The organism is Chitinophaga alhagiae (assembly GCF_003568665.1).
Lineage (GTDB): Bacteria > Bacteroidota > Bacteroidia > Chitinophagales > Chitinophagaceae > Chitinophaga > Chitinophaga alhagiae.
In genome coordinates, this window is sequence record NZ_QXMH01000002.1 from 1,082,681 (window position 1) to 1,096,807 (window position 14,127).

Sequence of the window (14,127 nt, forward strand, 5' to 3'; positions counted from 1 at the left end):
ACTGAATTTTCAGACACCGTCCGTTCTCCGTAATTCCTGACCGCGCGGGCCGCCGCCATTGTTCCGCCGGGGCATTAAGGGGGGCCTGCCCGCCTAAAACCGCCCTGCCTTGATGGTGAAATGCGCCGCGGGGCCGCTCAGCCTGTCATCTGTGATGCCGGGCGTGCCGGAGCCTTGCACAAAGCGGTAGGAGCCGCCAACGGCCACCCGCAGGTACGAGGTGATGTTCATTTCAAAGTTCACATGCGGCTCGCCCACAAAAAAGCTGCTGTAGTCTTGCGGCTCACTGTCATCCCAGCCATGGTGGTACCTTTCGTTCTTCATCACGCCGCCGCCGCCAATGAGCGCGCCTACGGCCACATGAAAGAGTTTGTTGCCCCTGATGGTGTACTCGGGCACAAAGCCGGTGTACCACATGTTCCAGTACAGGGTGGGGTCTGCGGGATCGGCGCGGGGCGCTTCTATATTGTTCACCAGCCCGTAGGCGCCCGCGCCCAGCATCAGCTGGCTGTTGAGCATTACGCCGGCGTAGCCGCCCAGCAGCAGGCCCATTTCTTTGTTGAACGTAGTGAACTTCACCGTGGGCGCGCCAAAGCCGCCTACCCTTATTTTGCCTTTGCCGTTGCCGGCAAGGCTCTCAATGCCTGATCGCTGGGCAAAGCTGTATTGGGCCAGCAGCAGCGCCGCCGCCAGCAAACATAATTTACCGATTTTCATACCGTTTTTTTTAAGATGTACTATTCTACTTTTTTCTCCCTGAACGTTACCGATGAAGCGCCGAACCAGCCGAGTACGCGTTCCTGGCTGCCGGTGTTGGTGTTGAGGATATTGCTTTTTACGTTTTCCAATATTTTGGCAAACAGCCCGCCGTTGTTCAGCTGGTTGTTGACATGCACCAGAAAAGTGTGGGTAGGCTTCGTAACAGCCGCCAGCCGTACAATAATGGTCTCATGCAGTTGGAACGGTTTGTCCCAGCGGGTAATGCTTTCGCTGATGGGCACAATAAAAATGGAGCTGTCAGACACGTTCTCTGAAAAAGACCCGTCTACCGCAAAACCGTCTGCCACGCGGTTGTCTTTTGTAGTGCGGTAGCTGCGTATCCAGTAATAGTCCGTTGCCCCGCCCAGGTCGCGGCCATGGAAACGGGCGTAATACCCTTCTTCGCCGCTGCCGGAATCTTCCGCCTTCTTGAACTCGTAGGTGATGGAGTCTATGGCGGGTACGCGTTTAATGGTGTCTATCGCTTCATACACCTGCTGCTTCAGCTCCACGCGCAGTTTGTAGGCATGGTTGAGCTTGCCGATGCTGATGCCCGCGCCGGGGTTGTGGGTGTACTTCCCGTCCGCAAAGGTGAAGTTGTAGGTTTTATTTTCCGTGAGGTCCGTAATGGTCACTACCGCGTCTGTAACAACGGGGGCGGGTGCCTGGCTGGTGTAGGGCACGGTTTCCGTGATGCGGACGCTTTGCGCGCCGGGCTCGTCTGTGAGCCATGCGTCTACTACCGGCATCACTTTGCCCTTGGGCACTTCCACGTCTATCACATCTTCACACGCGGTAAAGGCCGCGGCGGTTGCAAGTATGGCCAATGTGCTGTATATCCTGTTCATCTGTTGCTAGAATTTGAAGTTGTAAGTAATGCCGGGTATGATGGAGCCGATGATGGAGAGGCGGATGGCCTCTTTCTTGCTGGCATCGTCCGGGTTTTGCCTGAAGTACACGGTGTAGGCGTTCCTGCGCGCGTATACGTTGTACAGGGAGAACACCCATTCGCCTTTCCAGCGTTTGAGCTGTTTGCCTTTGTAGGTGAAAGACAGGTCGAGGCGGTGAAAGGGTTTGAGGCGGTAGTTGTTCCTTCTTTCCGTGGTGTTGTAGGGAATGTCCCAGTCCTGGTACTCCAGCCGGCTGTCCGCAAAGGTGGCGGGCGTGCCGGAGGCAAACACCCAGTTGGCGCCGAGGCTGGCGCGTTTGGAGAACTCGTGGCTCACCACGATGTTCACGTTATGCGGCCTGTCATACCGGTTCAGGAACCACTCGTTCTGGCTGAGGCCGGGCGTTTGCCGTTCTGTGCGGGAGAGGGTGTAGCTGATCCAGCCGGTGGTATTGCCCACATCTTTTTTAGCGTACAGCTCCAGCCCGTAGGCGCGGCCTTTGGCGGCCAGCAGGTCTGCTTCTATGTACTCGTTGAGGTCAAGGTCCGCATCGTCTATATAGTCCAGCTGGTCTTTCATGGTCTTGTAGAACACTTCCGCTGATATTTCGAACTTGTCTCCGGGCGCGTTATAAAAATACCCGGCGGTGAACTGGTCTGTGAGCTGCGGTTTCACGTTGTTGGTCACCGGCGTCCAGATGTCTACCGGGGTGGGAGAGGCGGTGTTGCTCAATTGGTGCATGTATTGCGCGGAGCGGCTGTAGGCCACTTTTACGGCGGAGGTGCTGTTCAGCGAATATTTGGCGGAGAGGCGCGGCTCCAGGAAGTAATAGTCCGCAATGTTCTTGCCGGCGGCAAATTCCTGCTCGTTGATCAGGCGTTTGCGGATGCCGGGCGTAGTGTCCGCATAATAGTAGGCGGTGCTTTTGCCGCGGAACTGGAAGCCGGAGAGGCGTACGCCGTACTGTATGCCGAACCGGTTGCCGACCTTCCATTCATGGTCCAGGTAGGCGGCGGTTTCCAGGCCGTGTTTGTCTTTCACCACTACTTCGGAATAGCGGTCATCTTCCTGCGAGGTGCCTTTGCCGGGTTTGAAGGTGTAGTACGTGCCCTGCAGGCCGAAATGCAGCGTGTTGCTGGCATTGATGTAATAGGTAAAGGCCGGTTTCACGCCATAGTTGATGATGTTGGAGGTCCATTTGAACTGTTGCTTCACGGTCTCGTCCGCATCGCTCTTGAACGCCAGGCTATAGTCATATTTGGTATAGTAGGTGGTGAGGTTGAGGAAGAGGCGGCTGTTGAAGATGTGGTTCCAGCGGATGGAGCCGGTGGTATTGCCCCAGTTGAGGTCTGCCTGGTTGCCGAAGCCGAACACATCGCGCCCCAGGTAACCGCTGACAAAGAGGCTGTTGTTCTTGTTGAGATTGAAGTTCACTTTGGCCGTGAGGTCGTAGAAATACAGTTTGGTGTCTTTCATATCGCCCTTCAGGAAAGGTTTCATCATAATGTCCATGTAAGAGCGGCGGGCGGCAACAATGAAAGACGACTTGTCTTTTTTCAGCGGGCCTTCTACCGCCAGGCGGCTGAAGATGTTCCCGATGCCGCCGGTGAGGCCGAGGCGCTGGTTGTTGCCGTCCTTCATCCGGATGTCCAGCACGGAGGCCGTTCTGCCGCCGTATTCCGCGGGAAAGCCGCCTTTGATGAGGTTGATGTTCTTCACCGCGTCCGGGTTGAACACGGAAAAGAAACCGAGCATGTGGGTGGAGTTGTATACGGGCGCTTCGTCCAGCAGAATGAGGTTCTCATCCCCGTTGCCGCCGCGCACGTTGAAGCTGGCCGCGCCTTCGCCCACGGTGTTGACGCCGGGCAGGGTCTGGATGGTACGGAGTACGTCTACCTCACCCATGAGGGTAGGCAGTTTTTTGATCTCGGCAATGTCCAGCTTGTTGAGGCTGGTGCTGAGGGTGTTGATGCTTTTTTCCTGGTGTTTGCCGGTTACCACCACTTCGTTCAGCTGGCGGTCCGCCTGTGCCAGTTTGATATCCAGCCTTTTATTGCTGGTGAGGTCTACCGTCATTTTGGTGGGGGCGTACCCGATGTAGGTGTACTGCAGTTCGTGCTGGCCTGCCGGCAGGGTGAGGGAATAAAAGCCGTACTCATTGGTAACGGTACCAATGGTGGTGCCGGGCTTGCCTATGGAAATGCCGATCAGCGATTCGCCGGATTGTGCGTCTTTCACATAGCCGCTTACGGTATAGCGCTGCTGCTGTTGCGCGGAGGCCCCGAGGGCGCCCAGCACCAGCAGGCAGATGCATATAAACGCTTTTGCTGTTGATTTCATATTGGTTTTCATTTGCCTTTGTGTGTTTCCGGGAATATGACGTGCAAAGTAGGTGTTACCCCTATGAAGGGAGCTATAAATCATCATTAAATATAAAAAGGGGAAATGAGGGGTTACCTGATGAATATCATGTTTTATCAGTAAAAAAGGGCGCAATTTCAATGTGGCGCTGCTTTTTAGTCCAGCATGGCGCACTGGTAGCCGAGGCTGCGCACAAAGGCGATCACCTTGTTCTCTTCCAGTTGCTGGCAGACCACCCGGAGTACTTTGTCACAATCTTCCAGGTCTATGGTGCAGGCGGAGGTACGAAAATGGCCGGCAATGGCGTTTACGACCGTATGCTTATCCTGCAGGGTACTGATGTTAGTTTTGAAGATGCCGATCATGTGCCTGAATTGAATAATTTTACGCAAAATTCGTACGCAGCGGTGAGTTGGGCTTATATTAAACGGATTATTATTTACACTTAACGGATTTTTATGCCGGTTACCATCAGGAACGATCACAAGGAAGTGCTTTACCAATTTGAAGATCAATATCTTCAGGAGCACTTCAACACGCCCCAGTTGGTGGAAACGGACCATCAGATAGACATTGCCTGCGGGCAGGCCCGGTTCAGGGAAATGCATTTTGACGGTTTCATCATGGGCTACGGCAGCATGGAGGTAAAGCAGCGGCTGCATGTGCAGAGCAACGATGCCTTGCGCCTGATAGGCCTGCATTTCATGCTGCAGGGAGAGATCACCTCCAGCCTGGAAGGGGTGGCCAGCAACCTGGTTACCTCCAGCCTGCAGCATAACATCGTATACAATCCCTTTTCGGAAGAACATCTGAGAATAGAGCAGCAGCCGGACATGAAAGTGTTCGGCCTGAGTTTCTGCACAAACAAGTTCATAGAACTGGCCGCCAACAACGGCCCGGTGCTGGACAAGTACGCGGAGCAGGTGGAAAAGCGGCAGCCGGTGTACCTGAAGAAGGGCCACCGTATTACGCCCCGCATGATGCAGGTGATAGACGAAATAAGCCACTGCCATTTCACCGGCGGGCTTAAAAAGCTCTTCCTGCAATCCAAGGCCATAGAGCTGCTGGCCCTGCAATGTGAGCAGATAGAGCAGGAAAGCCTGCGCGGCACCACCGGGCCCGGCAAGGTGAGCAAAACGGATGAAGAAAGGATCTACCATGCGCGTGACCTGCTGCTGGCCAACGCGCAGGCCCCCCTGTCACTCAGCGAGCTGGCGCGCAAGGCGGGCATCAACGAGTTCAAGCTGAAGAACGGGTTCAGGAAGGTATTTGACAATACCGTGTTCGGCTACCTGAGTGATTACCGGCTGGAGCAGGCGCGGCAGCTCATCCGGGAGGGCAGGCTCTCTTTCACGGAAATAGCCGGGGAACTGGGGTATTCTTCCCTGCAGCATTTCAGCCATTCGTTCAGGAAAAAGTTCGGGATCAGCCCGCGAGAGGTTAAACACGGCATCTAAAAAGAACGGGGACGCCTGCCGCCGAAAAAATAGGTACAATTAACATGTTGATTTAAAGCAGGTTATAAGCCTTGGTGCGTCAAAATAAGGGCCATTTCTGCAGAAATACTATACAAGTAATTGAAAATGTGTTGGTTGTAAAATGTCCTACTTGGGTTAGACCTATGTCACACCTAGGTTAGACCTATGTTAGACCTATATCAGACCTATATCACACCTATGTTAGACCTATATCACACCTATATTAGACCTATATTAGACCTATATCACACCTAGTTCCGACCTAAATACGCGGGAAAAATAAAAGGCCGCCCTCAACCGGGGCGGCCTTTTAACATTATCGTCAGAATAAGCCTATTTCAGCGCAATAACGGCCTTTTCTGCCGCGGGGGCAGTGGCAGCCACCTTTTTCGTTTCAGGCGCTATTTTCTGCGCAGAATGCCCGTTCCCGTGCATTTCGGCCAGGGTAGGCGCAATTACCAGGGAAACAATAGACATCAGTTTGATAAGGATGTTCATGGAGGGGCCGGAAGTGTCCTTGAAGGGGTCACCTACGGTATCTCCGGTTACGGAAGCCTTGTGAGGCTCTGATTTTTTGTAGTATACTTCCCCGTTGATCTCCACGCCTTTCTCAAAAGATTTCTTGGCATTGTCCCAGGCGCCGCCGGCGTTGTTCTGGAACATGCCCATCAGCACGCCGCTTACGGTAGCGCCGGCCAGGAAGCCGCCCAGCACCTCGGGCCCGAAAATGAAACCGACCAGCAGGGGGGAAATGATGGCGATGCCGCCGGGGAGCAGCATTTTCCTGATGGAGGCCTCTGTGGAGATGGCCACGCATTTGTCGTATTCCGGTTTGCCGGTACCGTCCATAATACCGGGAATGGTGCGGAACTGGCGGCGCACTTCTTCTACCATGCTCATGGCCGCTTCACCTACGGCGCGGATGGCCAGGGAAGAGAAAATGAAGGGGATCATGGCGCCTACGAAGAGGCCGGCCAGCACGTCTGCTTTATAAATGTTGATGGCATCCTGCAGGTCGTACCCGTTGGCTTTCACTACGCCTACATAAGCGGCAAACAGCGCCAGGGCGGTGAGTGCGGCGGAGGCAATGGCAAAGCCTTTGCCGGTGGCGGCGGTGGTGTTGCCCACGGCGTCCAGGATGTCTGTTTTTTCACGTACGTCTTTGGGCAGTTCGCTCATTTCGGCAATACCGCCGGCGTTGTCCGCAATGGGGCCGAAGGCGTCAATAGCGAGCTGCATAGCGGTGGTGGCCATCATACCGGCGGCGGCAATAGCCACGCCGTAGAGGCCAGCAAATGCGTAAGAGCCGTAAATACCGCCGGCCAATACCAGAATGGGCAGCATGGTAGATTCCATGCCTACGGCCAGGCCGCCGATAATGTTGGTGGCGTGGCCGGTAGAAGACTGGCGGATGATGGATTTCACCGGGCGTTTGCCCATAGCGGTGAAATACTCGGTGATGATGCTCATGAGCGTACCTACTACCAGGCCCACAATGATGGCGCCGAATACGCCGCCTTTGGTGAACTCGTGGCCGCGCAGGTTCATGGTATCGGGCAGCATCCAGTTCACGGCAAAGTAGCATACAACAGCGGTGAGAATGATGGAGCCCCAGTTGCCCATGTTGAGCGCGCGTTGTACCGCGCCGGTGTTAAGCCCGGTGCTTTCGCTTATTCTTACAAAGAAGGTACCGATGATAGACAGAATGATACCGATGCCGGCAATGAACATCGGCAGCAGGATGGGGGCAATACCGCCAAAGCTGTCTACCGAAGATGTTTCAACGCCCAGTACCATGGTAGCCAGCACGGTGGCCACATAGGAACCGAAAAGGTCTGCGCCCATACCGGCCACGTCTCCCACGTTGTCTCCCACGTTATCCGCAATGGTAGCGGGGTTGCGGGGATCATCTTCCGGGATGCCGGCCTCAACTTTACCTACCAGGTCTGCGCCTACGTCTGCCGCTTTGGTATAGATACCGCCGCCTACGCGGGCAAACAGCGCAATGCTTTCCGCGCCCAGGGAGAAGCCGGTGAGCACTTCAATGGTCTTGATCATTTCAGCGGAGTTGGCTTCCGCGCCAAAGTAGGCTTTGAGAATGATGAAGAGGCTGCCCAGGCCCAGTACGGCCAGGCCGGCAACGCCCATGCCCATTACAGACCCGCCGGTGAAAGAAACTTTCAGCGCGCGGGAAAGGCTGGTGCGGGCGGCTTGCGCGGTACGCACATTGGCTTTGGTGGCTATTTTCATGCCTATAAAACCTGCCGTGGCAGAGAAGATGGCGCCTATAATAAAGGTCAGTGCAATGGTCCAGTCCGAGCTGGCGTGGGAATACCCCATGTAGCCCAATAACAGGGCGGCTATGATCACAAAATAGGTGAGGATCTTGTACTCTGCCTTCAGGAAGGCCATGGCGCCTTCGGCAATATGTTTGGCAATTTCCGTCATCCTTTCATTACCGGCATCCTGGCGTGTTACCCAGGCGCTTTGGATGGCTGTAAATAACAGTGCTATCAGTCCGAACAGTGGAACAATGTAAACTATACTCATACTTGGTGTTTGGCCTTTTTAATTTGTTACAAGGTTGACGAAGATAATGTATTAGAATTTATTTTACTAGTGCTATTGCATTCGATTATTTTTGAATGTGTAGCCAGGCCTGGCCAAGATAGTAAACAATGTCTTCTGCCACCATGGCTTCTTCAGATACGTCGCTGGCGGCAAGGTCTCCCGCCTGGCCGTGCAGCCAGGCGCCCAGCAGCAGCGCGGCCTTGGGGGCGTAGCCCTGGCTGAGGAGGCCGGTGAGCATGCCGGTGAGCACGTCCCCGCTGCCGCCGGTGGCCATGCCGGGGTTGCCGGTGGGGTTGAAATATACCGCCCCGTCAGGGCAGGCCATGGCGCTGTAGCGGCCTTTGAGCAGAATGTACAGGCCCAGCGCCGAGGCTTTGGCGGAGAGCAGTTCCAGCCGTGCAAAATGATCGGGAGAAGGGCCGAAGAGGCGTTCAAATTCTTTGGGGTGCGGGGTGAGTATGGAGCCCGCGGGTATTTTTTCCAGCAGGGCGGGGTAGGTGCTGATGATGTTGAGGGCGTCCGCGTCCAGCACCATGGGCTTGTGGTAGAGCTGCAGCAGCTTTTCCAGCGCGCCGGCGGTGGCGTGGCCCGTACCGATGCCCGGCCCTATGCCGATGGCCGCGTAGTCTGGCGCGCGGTGCAGCCGGAAGGCTTCGTGAAACTGGCTGCTGTACTTTACTTCCTCGTCTGTTTCACACATGGCCTCCGGTATGGTGGTTTGCATGATGTTGTAGCCGCACTGCGGCACATGCGCCGTTACCAGACCGGCGCCTGCCCGCAAACAGGCCTTGACGGCCAGTATGGCGGCGCCCATTTTACCGTGGCTGCCGGCAATGATGAGGGCATGGCCATAGGTGCCCTTGTGCGCAAATGGAGCGCGCGGCTGGTAAATGGTCTGTATGATCTGCGCGTCCGTAAGGTGGTATTTTGTTGGCGCCGCCGCGGTGTACGCGGGGTGCAGGCCAATGCGGAGCACTTCTACCTGGCCCGTGCGCGCGGCATTTTCCGGCAGCAGGAATGCCAGTTTGTAAAACTCGAAACTGAGCGTATAACGGGCATGTATACACGGTGCGTGTACGTTGCTGCTGTCTGCCATCAGCCCGGAGGGCATGTCTATGGACACAATGGTGTGCCTGGCGCCGGCGTCGTTGATCTTGTGGAGGATACCGGCTACCCAGCCTTCTACGGGGCGGGAGAGGCCGGTGCCGAAAATGGCGTCTACCACAATGCCGGGCGCTTCCATTTCCGGGAACTCCGTGAGGGCGTGAATATGCTGTATGGGCGCTACGGTTGCCTGGTTGGCGGCATTGTCTGCGGAAGGGGCGTCTGCATGATGCACCATATAGGCCTGCACGTTATAACCATTGGCGCGCAGCAGCCGGGTGATCACCAGGCCGTCCCCGCCATTGTTGCCCATGCCGCAGAAAACATAGTAGGGGGGCGCTTCGCCAAAGGAATGCGCCAGCCAGCCGGCGCATTCCGCCGCGGCCCTTTCCATCAGTTGCAGGCTGCTCACCGGTTCATGCTGAATGGTGTAGGCGTCTGCTTCCCGGATCTGTCTGGCTGACAATATTTTCATGGGAACAGTATTGGTTGTTCCGGGAATGGCCCGGATGTTAAATATAAGCGTTTCCGCGGATTTGGGGGAAGCAGGAGGGTACCGGCATAACCGCGGGCGAAGGGCGGGGGCGCCGTTACACGGGCATGCTATGCTCCACGTCACCACCGGGTATACGCCATGCAGGAGCGCCGCCTTGCGCGGCCGGCGCTCCTGCATGGCAGGCAAAAAAAAGCGCGCCCTCAACAGGCGCGCCATTGTTTAAAGAAAGAAGTTGTTGGCTTATTTGAAGGTATACCTTACAGAGAACCCGCCGATCTGTTCACCGATAAAATCGTTGTAACCGTTAAAGTTGAAATAAGGCTTCAGGTCGGCGCTGAGGTTCAGCGGAATGTTCTTGAACGTGTACTCCACGCCAAAGATGCCGTCCAGGCCTCCTACTACGTGTGTGTCATTCCGCCTGCGGCCATTGTTGTCCCAGTAACGGCCGTTCCAGAAACCCAGGTGGGCGCCGCCGCCGGCGTACATGTTCCACTCAGACTTGCCAAACACGTTCCAGTGGTATTCGTACAGGCCGGTGAAGGTCACGTTAGACTCATCGTTGCCATTCCAGAAATAGTGGTGTACGATGCCTTCAATGGCATGCGGCCCGTTCAGGAAGTGCTTTACCGTGAAACCAGCCAGCCAGGGGTTCACCCTGAGGCCCAGCGCCGTGTGATAGTCGCCGGGGTTTCCGCCGCCACTGGTCCGGCGTTGTGCATTTGCCTGGAAGGCCATCAAAGAAAGTACTCCGAAGAGCAACAAGATCCTTTTCATATAGTTTGTTTATTTAGAAAAAATGTTGATCGTACTTATTTCTTTCTTCCGAAAACATACCGTGCTGAAATACCGAACTCCGCCAGTTCTGAAGCGGTAGTGAAATGAATGGCGGGTTTCCAGTCCAGGCTCAGGTTCAGGGGTATCTTCTCAAAGATGTAATTCACGCCGGCAATGGCATCTATCCCTGCCAGAAATTCGCTGTTGCCGTCTATTCTGCGCGTGCCCAGGTGCGCCCCGCCGCCTGCGTACCAGCCTACCCCGGGGGCGGTCAGTTCTGACAGGTCCCAGTGGTACTGGTACAATCCGGTAAGGGACGCGGTCCTGTTGTACAGCCCTACAATGCCTTCTACCGCGGAGTGTTCCGTAAAAAAATATCTTCCTGTAACGCCCAGCGGCAGGCCCACTCTAACCCCGGCTTCCAGTTGCCCGGCTGCCTGCTGTGCTTTGGCAGTACCGGCAAAACATAATGTCAGCATAGCAGCAATGATGCGGTATCTCATGTGATGTAATATTTGCAATAACAATGCCAAAGGCATATGGTGAGAACAGTGTAAGGGCAAAGGTCGTAACAGAAACGGCTATAAGGCCGTTTTATTTTGCCGGTTGCTTAATGTCTTTAAAAAAATGAAACCCGCCAGTGCCGCTATAACGGAAGCCGTGATCACGGACATGATAGACACTACCTGTGTTTCGGCATCGTCAAAGGCCAGCGTGGCAATAAAAATGCTCATGGTAAAACCTACGCCGGCTATCATGCCCACGCCCAACAGCTGCTTCCAGCTGGTGCCGGAAGGGAGGCTGGCCAGCCGGAGCTTTACCGCCAGGAAACAAAGCAGGAAAATACCGAGCGGCTTCCCGATCACCAGCCCGGACACAATGCCGAAGCTCACGCTGTGCGTAAAGGCCTGCAATACGTCTGGCGGAAAGTGGATGGCGGTGTTGGCCAGCGCAAAGATGGGCATAATGATGAAGTTCACGGGGTCGTGCAGGGTATGCTCCAGGGCGCTGATCTTGTTTAGCGGAATGCAGAAGGCCAGCAATACGCCTGCAATGGTGGCGTGGATGCCGGAGTTGAAAATGCAATACCACAAAATGATGCCGGGAATGAAATAAAAGAACAGGTTCCTGACCTTCAGCCAATTGAATACCAGCAGCAGGGCCAGTATGCCCGCGCCCCAGTACAGGTACAGCAAATGCAGCTCTTCCGTATAAAAAATGGCAATGGCCAGTATGGCGCCGAGGTCGTCAATAATGGCCAGGGCGGTGAGGAATATTTTTAGGCTCAGCGGTACGCGGTTGCCCAGCAGGGAAAGGATGCCGAGGGAAAAAGCGATGTCTGTGGCCATGGGGATGCCCCAGCCGTGGTGGAAAGGCGTACCGGCGTTGAAGATGCTGTAAATGAGGGCGGGGGCCAGCATACCGCCTATGGCGGCCAGCACGGGCAACAGGGATTTGCGGATGGACTGCAGCTCGCCCACGGTCAGCTCCCGTTTGATCTCCATGCCCACCAGGAAAAAGAAGAGCACCATAAAACCGTCATTGATCCACAGCAGCCACGAGTTGGGCAGGTGCAGCCCTTTGAAGTTGTAATGATGCCCGCCGGCGGGGTCAAAGAGGGTATTGAAGAAGCCTGTGTACGCTGCTTCCCAGGGAGAATTGGCAATGATGATGGAAATGACGGTGCAGGAGATCAGTGTAATGCCAACAGCGCGGCTGTCACTCAAAAATTGGTAAATGGGCGATAAAAGTCTGTTGATCGTTCTCCCGAATATCATTCCATCGTGTTTAGGTGAAAAAATTATTGGCCCAGCAGTTCATACTTGGACTTTGGTTTACGGTGTATTTCCCAGCGGAAGCCCTGCAGCCGCTTCTGGTCTTCCGGCATTTGTGTGAAAGGGAACATGGTGGCCTCCGGTTCTTTGACGAACACTACCCGCTCCAGCTCCCCGTTCTGGAAGTAGATGCGGGTATTGGCGGAGAGCAGCCGGTTCACGGAAACAAAGGCGCTGTCATCGTCCTGCACGTAATAGATATTTTCCGCGTTGCCGTTCACGTGCATGGAATCCAGCTTTTCCTCCCCGAAGTAGCCCATTACCGTGTTGCCTTTGATCTGGTTATACATGTCAGGCCCGGCCTCGCTGATAATAAGGGCGTTCTGGTCCAGCAGGAGGCGGTCTGCCTTCTGATTTTTCGTGAACAGAAAAATGGTATCGCCCAGCATCTGGTTGTCATTAGCCCACAGCACGGGATTGCGGAAGAGGCGGAAAATGGAGTCTACGCTGGAGTAGTACACACTGTCTGCCACGCCCTGCAGGGAGTCTGAATAGATCTTGACATCGTGATAGGCAATGATGAACCTTTTTTCTGTAGTGTCTCTGGGGGGCGGTGCGGCGGTTACCTGCGGGCTGATGATGCGGGCCGTGTCAGCACGGGGCCCGGTGGTATCAGGCATGGCGGCGGCCAGCGCGGCGGTATCAGGCACTATGGCGGCGGCGCTGCGGATGGCGGCCAGGCCGCTGGTGTCTGGCTGGGTTTTGGCGGCCACCATGTTGCTGGTGTCTTTGGCGTCTGTAGCCCCGTCCAGCAGTTTTTTAAAGGCCGCGTGGCCGGCCGTGTCCCTGATAGCGGGCCTTTGCACGGCGGTTACCGCGGGCCTTTCCGTAATGGGCCGCATGGTGGCGGTGGCGGCGCTGTCTTGTTTTGGCGCTACGGTGTCTTTTTTGATGATGCCGGAAAACAGGGTGTCCGCGGCTATGAACAGGGTATCTGTTTTACCTTCCAGCAGCATCACCGGTTTTTGCGTGGCCAGTACGGTCTTGAGGTGTTGGTTCACAATGCCGTAATTGGCCAGCACGGCCACTTTCTGCGCGGTGTCCCGCCAGATCATATTGCCGGTGGCAATGGAAATACCGGTGCTTTTATCTGTCTGGATCTCGTTGGCGGTGAAGGTGTTGGTGCTGTCTTCTATCACCGGCCGCTGGCCGAAGCTGCCATACCCGTTATCCGTGTTGTAAAACCCGGAGGTCACGTACATGGTGGCCTTACCGTCGTTAATAGTGGTAGGGGCCAGTATGGTGGCAATTTTGGTGTTGGAGTTGTACAGCAGCGTGTCTGTGCCCAGGGTGAAGCCGGGGTCTACGATCTCTACGTTCTTCTTGAAATAAACGTCTTTTGTTTCCGCGTAATAGAACCCTTCCTGGCTGGTGAGCACAGATTCTCCGTTGACCAGCTTGCCGCCCTTGTCATACGTACCGATCTTGGTGTTCATGTCATATACCAGCTGCGGGCTGGTCAGCACTATTTTGCTGTCTGTAAGTCTGGCGTTGCCGGTGAGGGTGGCAATGCGCGTATCGCCAACATACACCAACTGGTCGGAGTAGGTGTGAATGCTATCGTCCTGGTTGATATGCACATGGCCCCAGGCCTCCACAATATTCTGCTGGGCCTTGATCACCGCGCTGTCACAATAGAGCAGGCTGGTGCCCTGCCGGAAGATCACGTCTCCGGTGAAGCGCCGCTCGTCTACGGAGTCTGTGGCGATGTTCTCCACAGACTTTGCCTGCAGCAGGTGGATCCTTTTGGTGGTATCCTGCTGTGGCGGCTGCGCGGGCAAAGTTGCGGCGTGCCGGCTGTTGGCGGCCAGTAGCCCGGTTACGCCCAATCCTGCCAGCAGAATAAATGTTCTTAGCAT

At 55.4% G+C, this 14,127-nt stretch carries 11 protein-coding genes; 1 reads left to right on the plus strand and 10 read right to left on the minus strand.

Annotated elements, in window-relative coordinates:
* Window positions 1-93 precede the first annotated feature (93 nt).
* The 4 genes from D3A97_RS15315 to D3A97_RS15330 all read right to left on the minus strand — a co-directional run bounded on the left by D3A97_RS15315 (window position 94) and on the right by D3A97_RS15330 (window position 4,375).
* On the minus strand, window positions 94-717 hold the full coding sequence (locus tag D3A97_RS15315; protein ID WP_157986568.1) for a hypothetical protein: 624 nt from the start codon (window positions 715-717) through the stop codon (window positions 94-96).
* Window positions 718-737: 20 nt separating this feature from the next.
* Window positions 738-1,607, minus strand: coding sequence for a DUF4249 domain-containing protein (locus tag D3A97_RS15320; RefSeq protein WP_119079346.1), 870 nt, complete (start codon window positions 1,605-1,607; stop codon window positions 738-740).
* Between the two features lie 6 nt (window positions 1,608-1,613).
* A complete protein-coding gene (locus tag D3A97_RS15325) occupies window positions 1,614-3,989 on the minus strand; it encodes a TonB-dependent receptor (protein WP_119079588.1) in 2,376 nt (791 codons plus the stop codon).
* 176 nt (window positions 3,990-4,165) lie between these two features.
* Window positions 4,166-4,375, minus strand: coding sequence for a hypothetical protein (locus D3A97_RS15330; protein ID WP_119079347.1), 210 nt, complete (start codon window positions 4,373-4,375; stop codon window positions 4,166-4,168).
* Window positions 4,376-4,468: 93 nt separating this feature from the next.
* Between D3A97_RS15330 and D3A97_RS15335 the strand changes: the two genes are divergently transcribed.
* Entirely contained in the window at window positions 4,469-5,467 is a 999-nt protein-coding gene (locus D3A97_RS15335) for a helix-turn-helix transcriptional regulator (RefSeq protein ID WP_119079348.1), read from the plus strand.
* 354 nt (window positions 5,468-5,821) lie between these two features.
* Here the strand turns inward: D3A97_RS15335 and D3A97_RS15340 are convergent, their stop codons facing one another.
* From D3A97_RS15340 to D3A97_RS15365, 6 genes are all read right to left on the minus strand, one after another.
* Complete coding sequence (locus tag D3A97_RS15340; protein ID WP_119079349.1) at window positions 5,822-8,038, minus strand: sodium-translocating pyrophosphatase; 2,217 nt, start codon at window positions 8,036-8,038, stop codon at window positions 5,822-5,824.
* A gap of 85 nt (window positions 8,039-8,123) precedes the next feature.
* Window positions 8,124-9,638 (minus strand): NAD(P)H-hydrate dehydratase, encoded by a 1,515-nt coding sequence (locus tag D3A97_RS15345; RefSeq protein ID WP_119079589.1) that lies wholly within the window; start codon window positions 9,636-9,638, stop codon window positions 8,124-8,126.
* Window positions 9,639-9,899: 261 nt separating this feature from the next.
* A complete protein-coding gene (locus D3A97_RS15350; RefSeq protein ID WP_119079350.1) occupies window positions 9,900-10,433 on the minus strand; it encodes a hypothetical protein in 534 nt (177 codons plus the stop codon).
* Window positions 10,434-10,468: 35 nt separating this feature from the next.
* On the minus strand, window positions 10,469-10,936 hold the full coding sequence (locus D3A97_RS15355; RefSeq protein ID WP_119079351.1) for a hypothetical protein: 468 nt from the start codon (window positions 10,934-10,936) through the stop codon (window positions 10,469-10,471).
* A 78-nt stretch (window positions 10,937-11,014) separates the two neighbouring features.
* A complete protein-coding gene (nhaA, locus tag D3A97_RS15360) occupies window positions 11,015-12,211 on the minus strand; it encodes a Na+/H+ antiporter NhaA (RefSeq protein ID WP_119079352.1) in 1,197 nt (398 codons plus the stop codon).
* A gap of 23 nt (window positions 12,212-12,234) precedes the next feature.
* Window positions 12,235-14,127, minus strand: a complete 1,893-nt coding sequence (locus tag D3A97_RS15365) for an OstA-like protein (protein WP_157986569.1) — start codon at window positions 14,125-14,127, stop codon at window positions 12,235-12,237.

Bases quoted from the DNA above. Each gene is read 5' to 3' on its own strand.
- D3A97_RS15315 (WP_157986568.1), bottom strand. From the start codon at position 717: ATGAAAATCGGTAAATTATGTTTGCTGGCGGCGGCGCTGCTGCTGGCC.
- D3A97_RS15320 (WP_119079346.1), bottom strand. From the start codon at position 1,607: ATGAACAGGATATACAGCACATTGGCCATACTTGCAACCGCCGCGGCC.
- D3A97_RS15325 (WP_119079588.1), bottom strand. From the start codon at position 3,989: ATGAAATCAACAGCAAAAGCGTTTATATGCATCTGCCTGCTGGTGCTG.
- D3A97_RS15330 (WP_119079347.1), bottom strand. From the start codon at position 4,375: ATGATCGGCATCTTCAAAACTAACATCAGTACCCTGCAGGATAAGCAT.
- D3A97_RS15335 (WP_119079348.1), top strand. From the start codon at position 4,469: ATGCCGGTTACCATCAGGAACGATCACAAGGAAGTGCTTTACCAATTT.
- D3A97_RS15340 (WP_119079349.1), bottom strand. From the start codon at position 8,038: ATGAGTATAGTTTACATTGTTCCACTGTTCGGACTGATAGCACTGTTA.
- D3A97_RS15345 (WP_119079589.1), bottom strand. From the start codon at position 9,638: ATGAAAATATTGTCAGCCAGACAGATCCGGGAAGCAGACGCCTACACC.
- D3A97_RS15350 (WP_119079350.1), bottom strand. From the start codon at position 10,433: ATGAAAAGGATCTTGTTGCTCTTCGGAGTACTTTCTTTGATGGCCTTC.
- D3A97_RS15355 (WP_119079351.1), bottom strand. From the start codon at position 10,936: ATGAGATACCGCATCATTGCTGCTATGCTGACATTATGTTTTGCCGGT.
- nhaA (WP_119079352.1), bottom strand. From the start codon at position 12,211: ATGATATTCGGGAGAACGATCAACAGACTTTTATCGCCCATTTACCAA.
- D3A97_RS15365 (WP_157986569.1), bottom strand. From the start codon at position 14,127: ATGCTAAGAACATTTATTCTGCTGGCAGGATTGGGCGTAACCGGGCTA.